Origin of the sequence: Cryobacterium sp. TMT2-18-2, from assembly GCF_004402245.1 — a bacterium.
Lineage (GTDB): Bacteria > Actinomycetota > Actinomycetes > Actinomycetales > Microbacteriaceae > Cryobacterium > Cryobacterium sandaracinum.
Map to the genome: position 1 here is coordinate 117269 of NZ_SOFU01000038.1, position 19279 is coordinate 136547.

Consider the following 19279-nt stretch of genomic DNA (forward strand, 5'->3'; position numbering starts at 1 on the left):
ACACCCTGCGCCACGAGCCTCGTTACCGGCCAGGCCTCGAACTAGAGCAGCACGCCCCACAGCACCTGCCCGGTCAGCAGCGTGGTGCCGAGCGTGACGAGGGCGATCTGGACGATCTCCACTCGGTGCGGATGCGCCCACGCGCCGTCGCCTGTCCGCCCGAGCCACGCGTTGGTCCAGACCAGGGCCGCCACCGCGAGCAGCGAAAGGGTGACGGTGCGCACGAAAAGTTCGGGCACGTCACCGCGAAGTCCGGCGCCGATCTGATAGAACGCGATGATTCCCCACGGCACGATGCCCACCATGGCCCCGAAGACGAAGGGCCGAAGCGAGCCGCCTGCCGGTTCGCGCTCCGTGAGGGCGAGGAAGAGCGTGGCACCGGCCGTGACGGCGTAGAGCGCCACCAGCGTGCCCACCTCCGTGACGCCGTTGAGCTGGGCGACCAGGAACACGGTGATCGCGGAGACCTGCGAGTACTCGACCCAGCGCAGCGGGTTGCGTGCGGCGGCCAGACCGCGCCGGTAACTGCCGGCGAACGTCGGGGTCACGGCGGCGAGGCGCAGGAACCCGGAAAAGGCGAGCAGGATGGCGACGGCTACCCCGAGGTTCACGGCGGCCAGGTCGACGACCTGCGGTTCGGCCTGGGAATCCACCGACCCGCCGGGGAAGCCGGCCGTGACCGGCAGCAGCACCGGGGCGCTCTGGGCCAGGACGACCACGGAGACCAGAACGGCCTGTGCCAGCAGGAGGAGGCCGACGACGAGGTTCACGGCGCGCAGGCGGGTGAACCGGGCATCCGTCATAATGTTCTCGGGTGCCGTCGTCATCATCTCAGAATACCGGCGCGGGTCCGCCGGGCCTCCCTCGAAGTCCGTGTCGAACCAGCTACTGCACGGCGAGGAAGACCGGATCGCCGCCGATGTAGGACACGCCCCACAGGCCGGCCTCCGGACCGGTCGCGGGCACCTCGATGATCACGTTTGCGGTTGCGGTGGCATCCGTGTAGAGATCAGCGACATCCGAAAGCTGCCCATCCATCGAGACGAATCCGCCGTCGTACGACCGACCATCCGAGGACACATACGTGAAGTCGAGACTGAAGTTCGGGTTGCCGGATTCCGCTCCGATGTACTTCACAGTAGCGGGTACGATCGCGTACGCATTTCCCGGCTCCGGGTCCGGGTTGAACTCGTTCGCAGCTTTCACCTGATCCGTCGCGTTCAACGTGGCCGCACCAAGCGTGACCTCCCACGTCGGGGTGCCGAACTCCTCAATGGTCACCGTCGAACCGACGGGGGCCGGGTTGGCACGGGTGCCCACGTCGCCCGCCTCGACGGGTTCCGCTGCATCGTCGGCTGCGGCTACGCCTGGTTCCGTCACGCTGGATTCGCTCTGGATCGCGTCATCGACGGCGGTGATGAAGGCCGCCGCATAGACGATCGACATGATGATCGCCACGATGATGGAGATCAGCGAAACAGCGGTGCCGGAAATTGCGACACCCCTCGACCTTCCTTTGCGGAAGATGGCGATGACGCCGAGGACCAGGCCAACAAAGCCGATGAAGCCGGCCACCAGGCTGATGGCCGGAATGAACGCGAACAGCAGCGCGACGAGACCGACGATCAGAGCGGCGAGGCCGAGACCGTTGCCGGACTTCTTCACCGGCATCGGGCTTCCAGGGACGTGGGGCGGGACGGGGGTCTGCTGTGCCGGGGCTGCTGGCGGCTGTGAAATGGACATGTGCAATACGCTGCCATAGGGAAGGGACACTGCCCGCAGCGACAGCATCCCCAGTGCTAGTGCCCCCTGAAAAAACGGCCCGAACGCTCGGGGCTTCCCTCGAACGGGCCCAGCCTCAGAGCCCCGGCAGAACCTGCTCGCGCACCTGCTTGCGCAGGATCTTGCCGAGCATGGAGCGGGGCATGTCCTCGATCGAAACGATCCGGCGCGGGATCTTGTAGGCGGCGAGGTGCTCGCGGCAGTGCTCCCGCAATGAATCCTCATCGAGCGGCACTCCGGGCTTCAGCTCGACTGCCGCGACGACCATTTCCCCGCCGCGTTCGAGAGCCTTGCCGACGACGGCGGCGTCGACGACATCCGTGTGCAGTCGCAGCACCGCCTCGACCTCCGAGGGCGAGACGTTGAAGCCACCGGTGATGACGAGTTCCTTGGCGCGGTCCACGATCGTGGTGAAGCCGTCTGCGTCGACGGTCACGATGTCCCCCGTGCGCAGCCAGCCGCCGGGGAGGAGGGCCTTTGCGGTCTCCTCGGGGTTGTTCCAGTAGCCCTGGAAAACCTGGGGGCCCTTCAGCAGCAGCTCTCCGGGCCGGCCCTGAACCACCTCTACGGCGGGGTCGTCCAGGTCGACCACCTTCATCAGCGTGGAGGGAAAGGGCACGCCGACCGTGCCGGGCCGGCGGGTGGGGTGGAACGGGTTGCCGAGGGCCACCGGCGACGTCTCCGTCATGCCATAGCCCTCCACCAGCAGCCCGCCCGACACCGACTCCCACAGTTCCACGACATGGTCGGGCAGGTTCATCGCACCCGAGATGCAGTACTTGCAGGACCGCAGCGAGATTCCGCGCTCCTTCGCCACCACGGCCGTGCGCTCGTAGATCGGCGGCACCGCGCAATACACCGTGGCGGGAGACTTCTTCATGGCGTCGAGGATCAAGTTGGGGTCGAACTTGGGGAACAAGACGAGCAGACCCTGCTTGCGGATGCCGTAGGTCAGGTACAGGGTCATGCCGAACGCGTGGAACATCGGCAGGATCGCGTAGAAGACCTCTTTGCGGTACTCGGCCCCGTGCATCCATGCCTCGCCCTGCAGGGCGTTGGAGTACAGGTTGAAGTGGGTGAGCATGGCGCCCTTGGGCTGGCCCGTGGTGCCCGAGGTGTACTGGAGGGCCGCGAGGTCGTCGACCGAGGGGCGCGGATGCCCGGGATCGATCGGGTCATGGCTGAGCAGTTCCTTCCACGAGATCGTGCCCGGCGCGGCAATCGTGAGGGCCTCGCGGGATTCGCGCAGTTTCTTCACCGGCAGGTGCAGGGCGAGGCGCTTGAGGGTCGGGAACGCCAGGAGCAGGTTCACGGACACGATGTGGTCGATCTCGATGTCGCGCGGGAAGGCGCGAACGGAGGCGACGGACTTGTCCCAGGCGATCACGATGCGCGCCTGGTGGTCCTCGAACTGGTGGCGGAGTTCCCGCGAGGTGTACAGCGGGTTGTGCTCGACCACCACGGCGCCCAGGCGCAGCACCGCGTAGAAGGCGACGACGTGCTGAGGGCAGTTCGGCAGGATCAGGGCCACCCGGTCTCCCGCTCGCACCCCAAGGTGCCGCAGACCCTCCGCAACCCGGTCGACCTGGTCGCCGAGCTCGGTGTACGTCGTGCGGCGCCCGAAGAACTCGAGTGCGGGGTGGTCACCGGCCTCGATCACGGACCGCTCGAGCATCGCGACGAGCGACTCCGTGGGGAGCTCGATCTCGGCCGGGACGCCCGGCTGATAGTTCTTCACCCAGGGTTGCTGCTGCGTTGTCGACATGGTCTTATCCTCCCGCACGAACGGGGCGCACTCTCCGATGGATTACCGTTGTAGTATGCACACCCCTGACACGACCCCCACGCAGAGCGAGGCAGATACTGCCCGCGACACGAAAACCTTCGCCGACCTCGGGCTCAATGATGCGATGCTCAAGGCGCTCAAGGACGTCGGGTACGAAACTCCCTCCGCCATCCAGGCCGCCACCATCCCCCCGCTTCTTGCCGGGCGCGACGTCGTCGGCCTCGCCCAGACCGGAACCGGCAAGACTGCCGCGTTCGCGCTGCCGATTCTTTCGCGCCTCGACATGGCGCAGAAGACCCCGCAGGCACTCGTGCTCTCCCCGACCCGTGAGCTTGCCTTACAGGTCTGTGAGGCATTCGAGAAGTACGCCGGTCACATGCGCGGCGTGCACGTGCTCCCCGTCTACGGCGGCCAGGGCTATGGCGTGCAGCTCTCCGCGCTGCGCCGTGGGGTGCACATCGTCGTCGGTACGCCCGGCCGCATCATGGACCACCTCGAAAAGGGCACGCTCGACCTGTCGCAGCTGAAGTACCTGGTGCTCGACGAGGCCGATGAGATGCTCAAGATGGGCTTCGCCGAGGACGTCGAGACGATCCTCGCCGACACCCCGAACGACAAGCAGGTCGCCCTGTTCTCGGCGACCATGCCGCCGCAGATCAGGCGGATTTCGAAGAAGTACCTGAACGACCCCGAAGAGATCACGATCAAGAACAAGACCACGACCTCCGCGAACACGACCCAGCGCTACCTGATGGTGTCGTACCCGCAGAAGGTCGACGCGCTCACCCGCATCCTCGAAGTGGAGAACTTCGAGGGCATGATCGTCTTCACCCGCACCAAGAACGAGACCGAATTGCTCGCCGAGAAGCTGCGCGCACGCGGCTACTCCGCCGCTGCCATCAACGGCGATGTGGCCCAAGTGCAGCGCGAGCGCACCGTCAACCAGCTCAAGTCCGGCAAGCTGGACATCCTGGTCGCAACGGATGTCGCCGCGCGCGGCCTCGACGTCGACCGCATCAGCCACGTCGTCAACTACGACATCCCGATCGACACCGAGTCGTACGTACACCGCATCGGCCGCACCGGCCGCGCCGGCCGCAGCGGCGCAGCGATCAGCTTCGTCACGCCGCGCGAGCGACACCTGCTCAACGCCATCGAGCGGGCGACCCGCCAGCCGCTGACGCAGATGCAGCTGCCCAGCTTCGAAGACGTCAATGTCACCCGTCTGGCACGCTTCGACGACGCCATCACCGAGGCCCTCGGCCAGTCCGAACGGATCGGCGCCTTCCGCGACATCATCGGTCACTACGTCGCCCATCACGACGTGCCCGAAGCGGATGTCGCGGCGGCCCTGGCGGTCGTCGCCCAGGGGGAGACTCCCCTGTTGCTCACCCAGGCGGATGCCCGCGCGCAGCGGCCCGAGCGTGCCGACCGCGGCGACCGGGCAGAGCGCGCCCGCGCCGACGCCGGTCGCGGCGACCGCCGTGACGAACGCGCAGAGCGAGGCGAACGGGTGGAACGGGTGGAACGCCGCCCCCGCGACAACAACCGCGCGATGGCCTCGTACCGCATCGAGGTCGGCAAGCGCCACAAGGTGGAACCGCGCCAGATCGTCGGCGCTCTCGCCAACGAGGGTGGCCTGAGCCGCGAAGACTTCGGTCACATCCAGATCAACCCGGAATACTCGCTCGTCGAGCTGCCGGCCGACATGCCGGGCGACGTGCTCGGCCGACTGGAGAACACCCGCATCAGCGGCAAGCTCATCGAAATCCGTGCCGACGGCGGCGGACCGGTCCGTCGCGAGGGTCGCACCGAGCGCCCGCCGCGCCAGCCGCGCAGCTACTAGGCACCTGCCTCGGCAGGGCACGGGGTATCCGCGCCCCGCTGCCCTGCCGAGGGCTATCCGGTTCCCGTGGGTTGCCGGTTGGGTGGACGCTCAGGTGCCCGGACGGCGTCAGCGGCTCCGCGTCGCCGGGAACAGCGGCCTGCAGGTCGTGCAGACCTCGCCGTCCTCGTCGTTTTCACTCCGGTCGTTGACGGCACGGTGCTCACTGCCCAGGCGTTCGAGCAGCGCCCACACCAGTAGCGCGATCGCGGCGACGGCGACGACCGGGCGAACCGCGCCGGCGATAAGCGGCACGGCCTCCCACAGTTCGGTGGTGAGGTAGACCGCGATCAGGCCGAGCACGGGCCAGCGCACGTCACACCGGGTGGCTTCCCCGCCGATCGGGGCGTCGAAGTAGCTGGCGACAACCAGGCCGATCAGCCCGGCCCCGACGACCGTGACCGCATAGGCCCAGACGGCACCGGGGAACATCAGTGATCCGCCGGCCACGGCAACGGAGCCCGAGGCGAGGGTCAGCGCGGTGAACGCCGCCGCGCCGATGCCGGCTGCGACCATCCGTCTTCGACGAGGCCAAGTGCGGAGTTCGGTGAACGCTGCCGAAATTCTCATGGTGTGGCTGATTCCTCGATTGTCATTGAGAGTTGATACCCCATGGGGTATTTTATACACATGAAGTCAGACCCGACAAAGCCAGATGATCTGCGCAAGACCATGAACCGGCTCAAGCGAGCCCAGGGGCAACTCGCCGCGGTGATCGCCGCCGTCGAATCAGGCGCCGACTGCCGGGCGGTCGTCACCCAGCTGGCCGCCGTCTCCAGCGCCATCGACCGCGCCGGCTTCACGGTCATCAGCTCCGCGATGAAGGAGTGTCTCACCGACCAGGGCGACACCGGTGACAAGAAGCCCCTCCGCGTGGAGGAACTCGAGAAACTGTTCCTGGCCCTGTCCTAGTCGACCAGCACGATCACGGCCTGCACGGCCACGTAGACCGCGACGATCAGGACGAGAACGGCGAATCCGCGTTTCAGCACCGTGTCGGACAGTCCGCGGGCGAGCCGGCCGGCGATCAGTGACGCCGCCATGGCCGTCACGGCGAACGCGCCGGTCACGGCCCAGTCGATCTGCACGTCACCCAGGTGCGCGGTGAACCCGGCCATCGAGTTGATGACGATGATGACCAGCGAGGTTCCCACGGTCACGCTCATGGGCAGGCCGAGAATGAGGGTGAGCGCGGGCACGATGAGGAAGCCTCCGCCGACGCCGAGCAGCCCGGTCAGAAAACCGACCACCGCACCGGTGGCGAGCGCGCGGGGCAGGCAGCTGCGCCACCTGATTCCCCCGCCCGGGAGCGCACAGGGGCCGCCGCCACCCCGGATCGGCATGAGCATGCGGATGCCGGCGATCACCATGATCACGGCGAAGGCCAGGAGCAGACTCCCCGGGTCGAGCAGCCGGTTGACCATGGTGCCGAGGTAGGCAGTCGCCACCCCGGCGGAGCCGACGATCAAGGCCAGCCGCCAGTTGACGCCGCGACGGAGCCGCGGGAGAACGGCGACGGCGGAGGCCGCTCCGACCACGATCAGGGAGGTGGGGATCGCCTCCTCCAACGGCAGGCCGACCCCGTAGACGAGGGCCGGCACGGCGATGATTGCCCCGCCGCCGCCGACCAGGCCCAGCAGGGACCCGACGATGAGCCCCAGGACGAGTGCGGCAATGATCACGGTTGCTGAGGCAGAACAGTCGGCAGCCGCTCAGCGGTCCACTCGAGCATCCCGCCCGTCATATTGATCGTGTCGAACCCGGCGGCAGCGAGGTAGTCGGCGGCGCTGGCGCTGCGACTCCCGCTGCGACAGACCAGGATTACGGGTCGCTGCGGGTCCAGAGCGGCGGTGTTCTCCGTGATCGTGCTGAGCGGAATGTGCCGGGCTCCGGCGATCATGCCGTCGAGAAGCTCGGGGGCTTCCCGAACATCGACTATCTGTGCCGCGGCCAGGCGGCTGAAGACCTGCTGCGGGGTGAGTTCCATCATGAGTGCCTTTCCAGGGACAGACTAGGGCGGAATCGAGCCCACAGAGCCAGGAGGAGTCCGGTCAGCGCGAAAACGCCGAACAGGACCGGTCCCCGGAAGGTGAGGTCGACGGCCGTGAGCATTTGGAGGGTTCCGCCGCCGATGCCGAGGTCGGTGAACATGGCCATCAGGCCCATCCCGCCGACGAAGAAGGCGACGAAGACGGATACGCCGGTGACGATCAGATTGTAATGAACCTTCCGCAGCGGGTCGGCGGAGGCCCACTGGTAGACGTGGTTCATCAGGATTCCATCCGCGCTGTCGACGAGGGTCATGCCGGCCGTGAAGACGACGGGGAGCACCAGGGCCGCGTACCAGGGCAGGCCCGGCGTGAGCACCCCGGCGAAGACGAAGAGGCTGATCGAGGCGGCGGTGTCAAGGCCGAGGCCGAAGAGCAGGCCGATCGGCAGCATCTTCCAGGGCCGGTCCACGAGCCGGGACATCGGCCGGAGCAGCCGGTTGATCACGCCGCGATTTTCGAGGTGCCCATCGAGCTCGCTCTGCACGAAGCTCCCGGTCCGCACGTCGCGCAGCACCTGGCGCAGCCCTTTCAGGGAGGACAGGTTGAGCGCGCCCATCAGGATCAGGAAGACGCCGGAGACGGCGGCACCCCACACGCCGGTGACCTGCCGGAGAGCGGAAGTGTCGTCCGCGAGGCCTCCGGCGAAGGCGTTGACGCCGAGCACCAGCAGGACCACGGAGACCACGACGACGGAGGAATGCCCCAGGGCGAACCAGAACCCGACCGACACCGATCGGCGGCCGGCGCCGACCAGGCGACGGGTGGTGTTGTCGATCGCGACGATGTGGTCGGCGTCGACGGCGTGCCGCACCCCCAACAGGTAGGCGCTGACCGCCAGTCCGAGCATCACCGCGGTGTCGCCGCCCGTGCGCGACAGCTGCGGCAACACCAGCAGGAACAGGGTTCCCCAGCCGCCCAGGTGGAGGGCCACCACGGCGGCGCCCATGCCGAGCAGACTGCGCTTCTCGGCCGGGTGGATCGCCGTTCGCTTCCCCGTCATGGGGTTAGACGGTCAGCTCGGCCAGGGTGAGTCCGGCAGCCGCGGCCTCGTCGAAGTTCCCGTCGACGTGCACGACCTCACGGCCGGCGCGCTGCAGAAGGCTGGCGGCGACCCCGGCACGGTAGCCGGAACCGCAGTGCACCCAGATTGTGCCGGCCGGGACCTCGTCCATCCGGGAGAGCAACTCGTGCAGCGGAACATTCACCGCACCGAGTAGGTGGGAACCGGCGAACTCGTCGGCGCGACGGGTGTCCAGGAGGACATCCTGTTCGGCGCGGCCCTGCAGCAGACCGACCCAGCCCACACGCGGGTAGGAGGCGACCGGGGCATCCGGGGCCAGGGCGTGCGGCTCGGTGCCGATGGCGGCATCCGGCGAGTCGATGCCGATGCGCGACAGGTCACGGATGGCGTCCTCGACGTCTGCGCGGTCGCCGACCAGGGTGAGCTGCTCGTTCCAGGGCAGAACCCAGCCCAGGTAGGTCGTGAAGTTCGAGCCGTTGCCGTATTCGAAGCTCACGGCACCCTGCAGGTGGTTGCTCGAGAACGCGACCCGGTTGCGCAGGTCGACGACCCACTCCCCCTCGGCCAGGCGCCGGGTGAGCTCGGCGGCGTCGAGGGACTCGGGCACCTGCAGGTTCGCGGGGCCGGGACCCTGCGTGTTCGCGGGGGCCATGTGCGCGTAGTAGGAGGGGTAGGCGGTGAGGTTGGCGATCAGGTCGCGCACGAAGTGCTCCTCATCGGAGTCGGTCAGGGCGTGGTTCGCCGTGAGCTGTTCGCCGATGGTGGATGCGCCGGCGCCGGTGGCGGGTCCGCTGGAGCAGAAGGAGCCGAACCCGTGGGTCGGGAAGAGCGCGGCGTCGTGCTCGGCCTTGTGCACGAGCCGGCGTACCGAGGCGTACTGGTCGTGGGTGAGCCCGACCGTGTCGGTCGTGGCTACCAGGTCGGTGCGTCCGACCGAGCCGAACAGCAGGCTGCCGCCGGAGAAGACCGCCTCTTCGCTGCCGTCGCTGACGATGTAGGACACGTGCGTGTGGGTGTGCCCCGGCGTGGCCACCACGGTGACGGTCAGGCCGCCGATAGGGATGACCTGGCCGTCGGTGACCGGCTCCCGCTCGAAAGTGACGGTGTCGGCGGCGTTGACCAGGTACTTCGCGCCGTGCACCCGGGCGAGCTCTAAGCCGCCGGTCACGTAGTCGTTGTGCAGGTGGGTCTCGGCGACGTGGGTGATGGTGACCCCGGCCTCGCGTGCCGCGCCCTCCACCCGGTCGGTGTCGCGCTGCGGGTCGATGACCAGCGCGACCGCGCCGTCGTGCACCAGGTAGCTGCGGTCTCCCAGCTGCGGGGTTTCGATAACGATAACGTCCATGGTTCGAAGTCCTCCAAGTCGTGCGTGCGTCGTGCTGACGTTTTGCCTGCGTCGTGCGTGCGATCGGATCGCACGTTGAACACGATACCCCCAGGGGTATCTGAAAAGCAACCTGGCGCTCCGCCCCGGGCGTCGTCCGCCGCTTGACCAGAATACCCCATGGGGTATATTCTGGAGTCATGGCAACCATTGACACCACCGAGAAAACCTTCGACCAGACCATCACCGACAACTCCATCGTGCTGGTGGACTTCTGGGCGGCCTGGTGCGGCCCGTGCCGCATGTTCGCGCCCACCTTCACCGCCGCGTCCGAGAAGCACCCCGACATCGTGTTCGCCAAGGTCGACACCGAGGCCGAGCAGAGCCTGGCCGCGGCCGCAGGCATCCGTTCGATCCCAACGCTGATGGCCTTCCGCGACAAGGTGCTGGTGTTCTCCCAGCCCGGCGCCCTGAACGCCGCCTCCCTGGAAGAGGTCATCACCGCCGTGCGGAGCCTCGACATGGACGAGGTGCACGCCAGCATCGCCGCCCGCCAGGCCGCCGACCGGGCGTCTGCCTGACCGGCCCCTCCGCCCTACCGATGACACAATGAAGGGCACCCACGCTCGTGGGTGCCCTTCGCGGTGTTGTGAGTGCTGCCGGTGGTGCGGGTACTACGGGGTCGTGACGATCGGGAGACCGGTGGAGACGGTGGCGGCAGACATGGCGCCGGCATCCGTCACCGAGGTGAACCCGAGATCGGCCAGACGGGCCGCCGCGGCGGCCGAGCGGCTGCCCGAGCGGCAGTACACGATGTAGTCGCCGTCGGTCGGCAACGCCGAGGCCTGGCTGTCGAAGTCGGATGACTGCACATCGATGTTCAGCGCGCCTTTGAGGTGACCGGCGGCGTACTCCCCGGGGGTGCGCACGTCGATCACGACGGTGTCGGCCGCCATGGCGGACTCAGCCGCCGGGGCGGCCGGAGCGGAGCACGCGGTGAGGCCGAACAGGGCCGCACCGGCCAGGACGAGTGCTGCGACGAGGTTCTTCATGCCTCGTTGCAGGCGCAGCGCTGAGCGGGCGGGATGTCGGCCATGACGCTGTCGACGTGCTCGCCGCAGCCGGTCCAGGTGATCTTGCCGCAACGGTTACAACGAATGGGGCTGCACATAGGTAACTCCTTCTCGATTCAATGAAAGTATTAATATACCCCCTAGGGTATCACGAGCGCCACCATCGGCCTCGGTATCCTTCCCGGCAGCCCGTGCCCCCAGACCACGGCCCGGCCCAACGAATTCGACGGAGATTTTCCGATTGTGGGCCGGTGTTGGCCTGGGCTCCAGAGCCAAAATCTCCGTGAATTCGCTAGGGGCGATAGGTGGGGTGCGAGTCGTGGGCGAGCTGGGTGGCCAGTTCGCCGAGGGCGGTGATGGTGTGGTCGGGTGCCGCGAAGAAGCTGGGGTAGGTCTCATCGGCGCGGTTCAGCCACGCGGTGCGGAGGCCTGCCTGCGCGGCCCCGTGGATGTCCCAGGGGTGCACGGCCACCAGGAGAAGGTCGCCCGACTTCACTCCGCAGACATCCGCGGCGTAGTCGTAGGCGGCCCGAACCGGCTTCCAGGCCGGGGCGTCTTCCACCGTGAGCAGAGCCTCGAACTCGCCTCGGAGACCCGCCCGGGTCAGGAGGGACTCGGCCACCTGCGCGGATCCGTTGGAGAAGGTCACCAGGCGCAACCCCGCAGTTTTCAGATCACGGATGCCGTCGGCAATGTCCGAATGCAGGCTCAACGTCTCGAAGCCGGCCATCACGTGGTGCACCGAGTCGTCGAGGCTACGGGTCAGGTCGACGTTGCGGAGGACCCCGCGCAGGATCTCGGATCCGATCGTGGAGAATTGTGCGGTTCCGCCCGCGGCGGCGAGGGCGAAGCCGTCCCGCAGCAGCGAGGCGAACCAGACCCGGGCCAGGTAGGCCGGGGCTCCGATCTCCACGAACCGGGCGCTCAGCGGGGACATATCGGAGAGGGTTTCGTTGACGTCGAAAACGATCACTGAGGGTGTGCTGTTCATAGCGATTTCCTTTGCTTGGTGAGGTTCTGCCGCCGTGCCTTTCCCGCGAGGAATATTCCAGCCACGGTCAGGGCTCGGCTGGTCCTCCTGTCAAAGTTTTCTTCCGCGCAATACCCTAGTCGCGCGGGGAGGGATCCACCGGGGTGGCCTTCCCGCCGATCCCACCTGGGTCGTCGATTTCGACATATTCCCGGACCCGGACCGGCTCACTCCGGGATTTCTTCTCAAACGCAGAAGAACCACAAAAGTTCTGCTGGGGATCGTGAAGAAGACCGCTTGTTATTGCAGCAGTCTTCAAGTAGCAGCCGATAACGGGCCGCCGGAAGCCGTCCAACGCTCTGCACAATTCAACGTCGAAGGAATGCACATGACCATCTATCAAGACGACACCCAGGCTGTCGAAGCTCTCAAGAACGCGGCCGGAAGCAGCTGGGACGCGATCAACCCTGAGTCGGTCGCCCGCATGCGTGCACAGAACCGTTTCAAGACCGGCCTCGAAATCGCCCAGTACACCGCCGACATCATGCGCAAGGACATGGCGGAGTACGACGCTGACTCCTCCGTCTACACACAGTCCCTGGGAGTCTGGCACGGCTTCATCGGCCAGCAGAAGATGATTTCGATCAAGAAGCACCTGAAGACCACGAATAAGCGCTACCTGTACCTGTCCGGCTGGATGGTCGCTGCTCTGCGAAGCGACTTCGGCCCGCTGCCCGACCAGTCCATGCACGAGAAGACAGCCGTTCCCGCGCTGGTCGAGGAGCTCTACACCTTTCTCCGCCAGGCCGACGCCCGCGAGCTGGATCTGCTTTTCACCGCCGTGGACGGGGCCCGTACCGCCGGCAACGACGCCAGGGCCGCGGACATCCAGGAACAGATCGACAACTACGAGACCCACGTCGTGCCGATCATCGCGGACATCGACGCCGGTTTCGGTAACCCCGAGGCGACGTACCTTCTGGCCAAGAAGATGATCGAGGCAGGCGCCTGCGCCATCCAGATCGAGAATCAGGTCTCGGACGAGAAGCAGTGCGGCCACCAGGACGGCAAGGTCACCGTTCCCCACGAGGACTTCATCGCGAAGATCAACGCCGTGCGGTACGCGTTCCTCGAGCTCGGCATCGACAACGGCATCATCGTCTCGCGTACCGACTCGCTCGGTGCCGGCCTGACGCAGAAGCTCGCCGTGACCTACCAGCCCGGGGACCTCGGCGACCAGTACAATTCCTTCCTCGACGTCGACGAGATCACCGAGGCCGAGTTGGGTAACGGGGATGTCGTCATCAAGCGCGACGGCAAGCTGCTGCGCCCCAAGCGCCTGGCCAGCAACCTGTTCCAGTTCCGTCAGGGAACCGGTGAAGCCCGCTGCGTGCTCGACAGCATCACCTCGCTGCAGAACGGCGCGGACCTGCTCTGGATTGAGACGGAGAAGCCGCACGTCGCCCAGATCGCCGGGATGATGAACGAGGTGCGCAAGGTCATCCCGAACGCCAAGTTGGTCTACAACAACAGCCCGTCGTTCAACTGGACGCTCAACTTCCGTCAGCAGGCGTACGATAACCTGCTCGCCGAGGGCAAGGACGTGTCGGCCTACGACCGCGCGAAGCTGATGAGCGTCGCCTACGACGAGACCGAGCTCGCTCAGATCGCCGACGAGAGCATCCGCACCTTCCAGCGCGACGGCTCGGCCGAGGCCGGCATCTTCCACCACCTCATCACTTTGCCGACCTACCACACGGCCGCGCTGTCCACCGATGACCTGGCCAAGGGCTACTTCGCCGACCAGGGCATGCTCGCCTACGTCAAGGGTGTGCAGCGTCGCGAGATCCGTGAGGGGATCGCCACGGTCAAGCACCAGAACATGTCCGGCTCCGACATCGGTGACAACCACAAGGAGTACTTCGCCGGCGAGGCCGCGCTGAAGGCCGGCGGCACCAACAACACGATGAACCAGTTCGAGGAACCGGCACTGAGCCACTAGTCCGAGTTCTGCAGAAGTCGTAATGAAGAAGCCCCAGTCGCAGGACTGGGGCTTCTTCGCTGACCCTCCACCGTGGCCGTCGGGCCGACGTTGTGCCTATCCTTGCCCGCAATGGCTTCCACCTGGTCGTCGCCCGCTCGAGCCTGGCCGACCGCCTGCCGATGCCGATTGAGCAGCGGTCACCGGTGCCCCGTTCTTCGCCGCGTCGCGTCCGAATCCCGTCAGCATGTCCGCGTGCGCGGCGCCCGGCGCGGCGTGGTTGCTGATGCAGGGTCATCCGCAGCTCGCCCGACTATGCTGACCGCGGCGGCAGCGCGTTGCCAATGCGGAAATGGCGGTGGCGATGAAGCCTTCGGGGTTCGACCTGGATGCCCGGTTGCGGCGCTACCCGTGGGTGTCGCGGGCCATGAACGCGGAGGCCGTCTACGGCACTGTGCTGACCGCGGGTCTCATTTCCGCGTTCTCCCTGTACAACCCCGGCCTGCCGGCCCTCATCGCCCGTACCGTGGGAACCGTCCTGGTGTTCTGGGGCGCGCATGTGTACGCCGAGGTCGTCGGCAATCGGGACATGAGCTGGCGGGAGGCGATCCGTGAGGCGCTACAACGCTCAGCCGGGCTGTTATGGGCGCTCATCGTTCCGGTAGCCTGCCTGATCGTCGCGGCACTCCTCGGGTGGTCGATGGATGCGGCCGTAGACCTCTCACTGTGGGCTGCTGTGGTCACCCTCGCGGTGCTGGGTTGGTGGGCTGCCCGGCAACGGCAGGCCGGTTCACGCGCGAAGCTCGCCACCGCGGCGGGAACAGCGGGTATGGGCTTGGCACTGATCGCACTCAAGGCGCTGGTGCACTGAGCGAGGCGCGACCGCCGGCGACGGCGCTCCGGTCAGGCGCTGCCGTCTTCGGCGAGAAGCCTGTCGATCTGCCCCAGGGCCTGGCGCATACCCTCCTCCATACCCATCTCGGAAATCTGTTGCATTTGCTCGAGGCTCGCAAACGTCGACACCGTGGTCATGCGGGTACGATCGTCGGCCTCCTCCAGAGTCACCACGGCCCGCACCGAGCCCATCTCGAGAATCGGGTCACCGTTCTCGTCGGCGAAGCCGTCCTCGAATTCCAACCGGCGCGGCGGCTGGATCAGCGTGGTCACCCACCAGCCGGGCCCCTTCTCGCCGTCCGGGCCGGTCATGTAGTAGTTCGACCGGCCGCCGGGCACGAAGTCGTGCCGCTCGAAGGTGGCCGGCCAGGTCGGCGGGCCCCACCAGCGCTCGAGCTGACGCGGGTCCTCCCAGAGCTGCCACACCCGCTCCGGGCTCGCGTCGAAATCGGCCACGAAGGTGAGGGTCAGCGCCTCGGTGTCGGTGTTCGAACTGATGACGGTCATGATGTCTCCTTCGGGGTTTTCGCTTCCTGGTCTCAGAACAGGATGTCGCTTATGGCTTCCGTGGTGAATACCCCGTGGGTATGAAAATAGCCCGGCTCGAGCACCGGGCCTAGAAGCCGACCACCCGCAAGCGCTGCGCGACCGCCGCCTCACCGTAGGGATAGTCGGAAACGACCGGTGAACTGAGTGCGCCTAACAGTTCCAGGTGCTTTGGGCTCAGTTGCACGTCGGCCGCGGACAGGTTTTCCGCCAGCTGCTTCACGCTCCGCGCCCCGAGGATGACCGAGGTCACCGCCGGTTGCACCTCAAGCCAGGCGAGGGACACCTGCGCGCTCGTGGCACCGATCTCGGCTGCAACCTCAGCGACGGCGTCAATGATGCGCCAGGTGCGTTCCTGCTTGTTGCGCGGACCCCAGGCTTCCATTCCGCGCGCGGGATCCTCGCCGAGGCGCGTGGCTCCGGTGGGGTGCGTGTCGCGCCGGTACTTACCCGACAACCAGCCTCCGCCGAGGGGCGACCAGGGCAGAAGCCCCAGGCCCGCGTCGAGCGCAGCCGGCACAATCTCCGATTCGATTTCGCGCACAAGGAGGCTGTACTGCGGCTGCAGGGTGACCGGCGGCGTGAAACCGAGCGCTCGCGCCACGTACACGGCCTTCGTCAGCTGCCAACCCAGAAAGTTGGAGAAGCCGTAGTAGCCGATTTTCCCGCTCCGGATGGCGTCGTCGAGAAAGCGCAGGGTCTCCTCCAGCGGCGTCAACGCGTCCCAGGCGTGCAGTTGATACAGGTCGACGTGATCCGTGCCCAGCCGGCGTAGCGAATCGTCGAGTGCCCGGTTCAGATGCCGGCGGCTGGTTCCCCGATCGTTGGGTCCGGTGCCCATCGGAAACCGGCCCTTGGTCGCGAGAACGATCTGCTCACGCTCGGTCGGGTGCGATGCCAGCCAGCACCCGATCATTTCCTCCGAGACCCCGGCGCTGTAGACATCCGCGGTGTCGACGAAGTTGCCGCCTGCCTCTACATATGTGTCCAGGAGTGTGTGTGCCATCTCCTGATCGGCCTCCGCGCCGAAAGTCATGGTGCCGAGGGCGTAGGTCGAAACGACCGCGCCGCTGTTGCCGAGTGTGCGATATTCCATGTGCGATTCCTGTTCTTATTCGAGGCGGGGTGCCCGAGACCCTGCCATCAGTCTCACACGCTCGACTACGTCGAGACCGCCCGTCCGTTGACCTGAGGGCCACCCCGGGCACCCCTGTTCGACACCTGCCCTGAGCCTGAATCCACCAATCGACCTGAGGTTTTGACGGCGCATTAAACCAAGACTGCCCATCTGATCAAGCAATATTGGACTCGTCTGAAGTTCAAATTTACCAAACAGATGAGCATCTTGTAGAAGCAAGCTGCCCGCACCAACCGCGCCGTTTCTGCATCGTTCACCGAGGTTCCGTTCACCCCGTTTACGTCCCGCAAGAAGGCCGAGCAGAACACCGTGCGCCTGGTCGTGCGACGGATCCCGGAACTGAACAAGAAAAACTTCGGCCAACCGACCCTGTTCGACACCCATCGATTCCATGCCTACTTCACCACCAGCACCGTCGACACCGTCGACACCGTCGCCGCCGACACAACCCACCGCGCTCACGCCGCGATAGCGCTCGTGAATGCCGGCCTAGATGAGTGAGTCCTAATCTTTTGGCTTGGATGGCGCCCGGTTAGTTGGACCTGATTTGCCCCGCGTGGACGCTGTTAATCGAAGGCGGAAGGTGTTAAACCCTGTTTGTGAAGACAGATCTAAACACCCTCCTGACCACACTGTACGTCCATCTAGACGACCGGATCATCCCCGCGCTGGGGTTCTCCAGACAGGGCCGGCCCGGGCGCCCACCGGCCCTGACCCATATTGAGCTGCTCTGCCTTATCGTCGCCCAACACTTGCTCGGCATCGCCTCGGACCGAAAATGGATCCGCTACGCGAACACGCATCTGAAGAGCATATTCCCGCGATTGCCCCAACAATCCGGGTGGGGCAAACGCGTCTGCCAAGCCACCGGGCTCCTCTCCGCAGTGATCACCGAACTGGCCCGGGATACCCCGTCCTGGGGCGAGATCACGCGGCTAATCGACTCCACCCCGGTGCCCTGCGGCAAGTCCCGAGAGAGCGTGAACTGCTCCGACCTCGCCGGACACGTCGGCTACGGATACTGCGCTTCCCACTCCCGCTACTTCTGGGGATTCCGCCTCTATCTGATCTGCACCCGCGACGGAATGCCCGTCGTCTGGGGCCTGGCCAACCCCAAAATCGGCGAACGCGAAGCTGCCCAAGCCATGCTCCGCCACGACCGACACCTGATCCAGCAGGGCCAAGTCATCGTCGGAGACAAAGGGTTCGCCGGCCGCGAGTTCGAAGGGTTCATCACCGACGAACTCGGCGCACACCTGATCCGACCCGGCCGCAAGGACGAGAAGAAACGCTTCGGGAAACTCGGCGGAATCCGCCAGTGGGTCGAGGAGGTCTCCGACACCCTCAAAGGCCAACTCACCCTCGAAGACCACGGCGGACGCACCATCCCGGGCCTTTACTCCCGCGTCGCCGGCCGACTACTCGCCCTCGCAGCCGGAATCTGGCACAACTGGCTCCTCGGAACCCCCAACAAACGATCCCTCATCGCCTACGACCATTAGGACTCACTCATCTAGAGCACCGCCTTGGGCGCCGCGGTCACGCAGAGGCTCGCGACGGGGGCTCGTAGCCCGCATCGTTGCGGCGATCCTCTTCAGCTTCGTTGTGCTGTTCCCGCTGTACTGGATGCTTGTTGTCGCGTTCTCGTCGCGGTCCGAGCTGCTGGGTCGCACACTGCGTGTCTGGCCGCGTACCCTTACGATCGGAAACTTTGAGCGCGTCCTCCCAGGATTCCCGATCGCCACATGGTTTAGCAATTCCTTGGCGATCTCGATTACGGTGGCAGTTCTCACGATGCTCGTCAACCTGTGAGGCGGGTATGCCTTGGCGCATCTCAAGTTTCGCGGTTCGTACGTCGCTTTTCTTATCGCCCTGACAACGTTGATGATCCCCGTGCAGGTGATTATGGTGCCGCTGTTTCGGCTCGTGACGAACCACGGGCTTTACGGCAGCTACTGGGCGGTCATCCTGCCCACGGCCGCGAGTGCTTGCGGGTTTTCTTTGCCCGCCAATACATTCTCGCCCTCCCGCGCGACCTGATCGAGGCGGCGCGCATCGAGGGGGCTAGTCACTTTAGAGTGCTCGCGACTATAGTTTTGCCGCTCTTAAAGCCGCTGATCGCTGTGCTGTATTTTATGACACTGCTGCAGTCCTGGAATGATTTCGCCTGGCCACTTATCGCCCTCAAGCAGAACGAACTCTTCACCCTGCCGATCGGCCTGCTCTACTTGCAGGGCAAATTCGGGTCAGATTTCGGTGCATCAATGGCGTTCGCCCTTATCAACGTGGTGCCCATGGTGGTGCTGTTTCTGGTGTTCCAACGCTTCTTCGTGCAGGGATTCGCGCGCAGCGGCATCAAATAGGTGTGGCTTGTGAATTTCTCGAGTCTCCGATCCGATGTGGCCGGGCTGGGACGAAGTCGAGGCGGCGATCCGTCCGACGTTGCGCGAATCTATGAATGCTGTTCGTGGCTAACCACGGTGACGTCAGCGCTTCGGGTCCGGCTGCGGCACCCGCACGTGTCGAGCCGGCCATTGTTTGAGGCGATCACGCCGGGTAAGCAAGTGTGGCCGCGGCGTCCGCGGGCCAGCACCGACCTGGCTGATCACCGTTCCGCGTCAGAGGTGGTGGGCGCTGGTCTGCGCAACCCGGAGAACCGGTGGCGGAACGCGTGTGAGTCGGCATCCCTGGCGGAGGCACCCTCGGCCAAGGGTGGCTTGAGAACTCGTCGAATATCCGACGACTTTTACCCGGCACCCCGGCTAGGGCACCTGGAACAACTACCCGCCCCGCCCGGGCGCAGACTGTGAAGATTCTCACCAAGGCGA

The 19279-nt window shown here is 66.0% G+C and carries 20 protein-coding genes and 1 pseudogene; 9 read left to right on the plus strand and 12 right to left on the minus strand.

Translation table 11 applies throughout. The features are described from left to right. Positions 1–41: 41 nt before the first annotated feature. The 3 genes from heR to E3O22_RS14380 form a co-directional block, all read right to left on the minus strand. A complete protein-coding gene (gene heR / locus E3O22_RS14370; RefSeq protein WP_134394536.1) occupies positions 42–827 on the minus strand; it encodes a heliorhodopsin HeR in 786 nt (261 codons plus the stop codon). 58 nt (positions 828–885) lie between these two features. Beyond that, positions 886–1671 carry a hypothetical protein gene (locus E3O22_RS14375; protein WP_134394537.1) on the minus strand — a complete coding sequence of 262 codons (786 nt, stop codon included), beginning with the start codon at positions 1669–1671 and terminating at the stop codon, positions 886–888. 187 nt (positions 1672–1858) lie between these two features. Further along, on the minus strand, positions 1859–3547 hold the full coding sequence (locus tag E3O22_RS14380; RefSeq protein ID WP_134394538.1) for a long-chain-fatty-acid--CoA ligase: 1689 nt from the start codon (positions 3545–3547) through the stop codon (positions 1859–1861). A 55-nt stretch (positions 3548–3602) separates the two neighbouring features. Here E3O22_RS14380 and E3O22_RS14385 point away from each other — a divergent pair, with 55 nt between their 5' ends. After that, entirely contained in the window at positions 3603–5414 is a 1812-nt protein-coding gene (locus tag E3O22_RS14385) for a DEAD/DEAH box helicase (RefSeq protein WP_134394539.1), read from the plus strand. Positions 5415–5522: 108 nt separating this feature from the next. On the opposite strand, the gene E3O22_RS14390 is transcribed toward E3O22_RS14385, so the two are convergent. After that, the gene (locus tag E3O22_RS14390) at positions 5523–6023 is read right to left on the minus strand and encodes a hypothetical protein (protein ID WP_134394540.1); all 501 of its coding nucleotides are present in this window, start codon (positions 6021–6023) and stop codon (positions 5523–5525) included. Positions 6024–6083: 60 nt separating this feature from the next. Between E3O22_RS14390 and E3O22_RS14395 the strand changes: the two genes are divergently transcribed. Then, positions 6084–6365, plus strand: coding sequence for a metal-sensitive transcriptional regulator (locus E3O22_RS14395; protein WP_134394541.1), 282 nt, complete (start codon positions 6084–6086; stop codon positions 6363–6365). Here E3O22_RS14395 and E3O22_RS14400 read toward each other — a convergent pair. From E3O22_RS14400 to E3O22_RS14415, 4 genes are read right to left on the minus strand one after another with little or no spacing between them, the layout of a single operon-like run. Continuing rightward, positions 6362–7132, minus strand: coding sequence for a sulfite exporter TauE/SafE family protein (locus E3O22_RS14400; RefSeq protein WP_166784666.1), 771 nt, complete (start codon positions 7130–7132; stop codon positions 6362–6364). The two genes, E3O22_RS14395 and E3O22_RS14400, sit on opposite strands and share 4 nt — an antisense overlap. Beyond that, positions 7132–7443 (minus strand): rhodanese-like domain-containing protein, encoded by a 312-nt coding sequence (locus E3O22_RS14405; RefSeq protein ID WP_241976671.1) that lies wholly within the window; start codon positions 7441–7443, stop codon positions 7132–7134. Before E3O22_RS14405 ends, E3O22_RS14400 begins: the two co-directional genes overlap by 1 nt. Then, positions 7440–8504, minus strand: a complete 1065-nt coding sequence (locus tag E3O22_RS14410) for a HoxN/HupN/NixA family nickel/cobalt transporter (RefSeq protein ID WP_198410623.1) — start codon at positions 8502–8504, stop codon at positions 7440–7442. The genes E3O22_RS14405 and E3O22_RS14410 overlap by 4 nt, the downstream gene beginning before the upstream one ends. A gap of 4 nt (positions 8505–8508) precedes the next feature. Then, positions 8509–9870 (minus strand): rhodanese-like domain-containing protein, encoded by a 1362-nt coding sequence (locus tag E3O22_RS14415; RefSeq protein WP_134394543.1) that lies wholly within the window; start codon positions 9868–9870, stop codon positions 8509–8511. A gap of 179 nt (positions 9871–10049) precedes the next feature. On the opposite strand from E3O22_RS14415, the gene trxA reads away from it, so the two are divergent. After that, positions 10050–10430: a thioredoxin gene (trxA, locus tag E3O22_RS14420; RefSeq protein ID WP_134394544.1), complete on the plus strand. Its 381-nt coding sequence runs from the start codon at positions 10050–10052 to the stop codon at positions 10428–10430. Positions 10431–10523: 93 nt separating this feature from the next. Here trxA and E3O22_RS14425 read toward each other — a convergent pair whose 3' ends face one another. Next, the gene (locus E3O22_RS14425; RefSeq protein WP_134394545.1) at positions 10524–10901 is read right to left on the minus strand and encodes a rhodanese-like domain-containing protein; all 378 of its coding nucleotides are present in this window, start codon (positions 10899–10901) and stop codon (positions 10524–10526) included. Between the two features lie 313 nt (positions 10902–11214). After that, the gene (locus E3O22_RS14430; RefSeq protein WP_134394546.1) at positions 11215–11913 is read right to left on the minus strand and encodes a haloacid dehalogenase type II; all 699 of its coding nucleotides are present in this window, start codon (positions 11911–11913) and stop codon (positions 11215–11217) included. A gap of 367 nt (positions 11914–12280) precedes the next feature. Here E3O22_RS14430 and E3O22_RS14435 point away from each other — a divergent pair, with 367 nt between their 5' ends. After that, entirely contained in the window at positions 12281–13894 is a 1614-nt protein-coding gene (locus E3O22_RS14435; RefSeq protein ID WP_134394547.1) for an isocitrate lyase, read from the plus strand. 343 nt (positions 13895–14237) lie between these two features. After that, on the plus strand, positions 14238–14744 hold the full coding sequence (locus E3O22_RS14440) for a hypothetical protein (protein WP_134394548.1): 507 nt from the start codon (positions 14238–14240) through the stop codon (positions 14742–14744). A 32-nt stretch (positions 14745–14776) separates the two neighbouring features. On the opposite strand, the gene E3O22_RS14445 is transcribed toward E3O22_RS14440, so the two are convergent. Next, positions 14777–15274 (minus strand): SRPBCC domain-containing protein, encoded by a 498-nt coding sequence (locus E3O22_RS14445; protein WP_134394549.1) that lies wholly within the window; start codon positions 15272–15274, stop codon positions 14777–14779. A 109-nt stretch (positions 15275–15383) separates the two neighbouring features. Next, positions 15384–16409, minus strand: a complete 1026-nt coding sequence (locus tag E3O22_RS14450) for an aldo/keto reductase (protein ID WP_134394550.1) — start codon at positions 16407–16409, stop codon at positions 15384–15386. 285 nt (positions 16410–16694) lie between these two features. Between E3O22_RS14450 and E3O22_RS14455 the strand changes: the two are divergent. The 4 genes and pseudogenes from E3O22_RS14455 to E3O22_RS16160 form a co-directional block, all read left to right on the plus strand. After that, a pseudogene (locus tag E3O22_RS14455) lies at positions 16695–16943 on the plus strand (IS1380 family transposase); the annotation flags it as partial. Between the two features lie 107 nt (positions 16944–17050). Continuing rightward, positions 17051–17953, plus strand: coding sequence for an IS982 family transposase (locus E3O22_RS14460; protein ID WP_134394552.1), 903 nt, complete (start codon positions 17051–17053; stop codon positions 17951–17953). Positions 17954–18275: 322 nt separating this feature from the next. Beyond that, the gene (locus tag E3O22_RS16155; protein WP_198410632.1) at positions 18276–18491 is read left to right on the plus strand and encodes a hypothetical protein; all 216 of its coding nucleotides are present in this window, start codon (positions 18276–18278) and stop codon (positions 18489–18491) included. Beyond that, positions 18440–18814 carry a carbohydrate ABC transporter permease gene (locus tag E3O22_RS16160; RefSeq protein ID WP_198410624.1) on the plus strand — a complete coding sequence of 125 codons (375 nt, stop codon included), beginning with the start codon at positions 18440–18442 and terminating at the stop codon, positions 18812–18814. The genes E3O22_RS16155 and E3O22_RS16160 overlap by 52 nt, the downstream gene beginning before the upstream one ends. Positions 18815–19279: the final 465 nt, after the last annotated feature.

Bases quoted from the DNA above. Each gene is read 5' to 3' on its own strand.
- E3O22_RS14375 (WP_134394537.1), bottom strand. From the start codon at position 1,671: ATGCCGGTGAAGAAGTCCGGCAACGGTCTCGGCCTCGCCGCTCTGATC.
- E3O22_RS14415 (WP_134394543.1), bottom strand. From the start codon at position 9,870: ATGGACGTTATCGTTATCGAAACCCCGCAGCTGGGAGACCGCAGCTAC.
- E3O22_RS14395 (WP_134394541.1), top strand. From the start codon at position 6,084: ATGAAGTCAGACCCGACAAAGCCAGATGATCTGCGCAAGACCATGAAC.
- E3O22_RS14445 (WP_134394549.1), bottom strand. From the start codon at position 15,274: ATGACCGTCATCAGTTCGAACACCGACACCGAGGCGCTGACCCTCACC.
- E3O22_RS14410 (WP_198410623.1), bottom strand. From the start codon at position 8,504: ATGACGGGGAAGCGAACGGCGATCCACCCGGCCGAGAAGCGCAGTCTG.
- E3O22_RS14385 (WP_134394539.1), top strand. From the start codon at position 3,603: ATGCACACCCCTGACACGACCCCCACGCAGAGCGAGGCAGATACTGCC.
- E3O22_RS14450 (WP_134394550.1), bottom strand. From the start codon at position 16,409: ATGGAATATCGCACACTCGGCAACAGCGGCGCGGTCGTTTCGACCTAC.
- E3O22_RS14405 (WP_241976671.1), bottom strand. From the start codon at position 7,443: ATGATGGAACTCACCCCGCAGCAGGTCTTCAGCCGCCTGGCCGCGGCA.
- heR (WP_134394536.1), bottom strand. From the start codon at position 827: ATGACGACGGCACCCGAGAACATTATGACGGATGCCCGGTTCACCCGC.
- E3O22_RS14440 (WP_134394548.1), top strand. From the start codon at position 14,238: ATGAAGCCTTCGGGGTTCGACCTGGATGCCCGGTTGCGGCGCTACCCG.
- E3O22_RS14390 (WP_134394540.1), bottom strand. From the start codon at position 6,023: ATGAGAATTTCGGCAGCGTTCACCGAACTCCGCACTTGGCCTCGTCGA.
- E3O22_RS14430 (WP_134394546.1), bottom strand. From the start codon at position 11,913: ATGAACAGCACACCCTCAGTGATCGTTTTCGACGTCAACGAAACCCTC.
- E3O22_RS14435 (WP_134394547.1), top strand. From the start codon at position 12,281: ATGACCATCTATCAAGACGACACCCAGGCTGTCGAAGCTCTCAAGAAC.
- trxA (WP_134394544.1), top strand. From the start codon at position 10,050: ATGGCAACCATTGACACCACCGAGAAAACCTTCGACCAGACCATCACC.
- E3O22_RS14380 (WP_134394538.1), bottom strand. From the start codon at position 3,547: ATGTCGACAACGCAGCAGCAACCCTGGGTGAAGAACTATCAGCCGGGC.
- E3O22_RS14425 (WP_134394545.1), bottom strand. From the start codon at position 10,901: ATGAAGAACCTCGTCGCAGCACTCGTCCTGGCCGGTGCGGCCCTGTTC.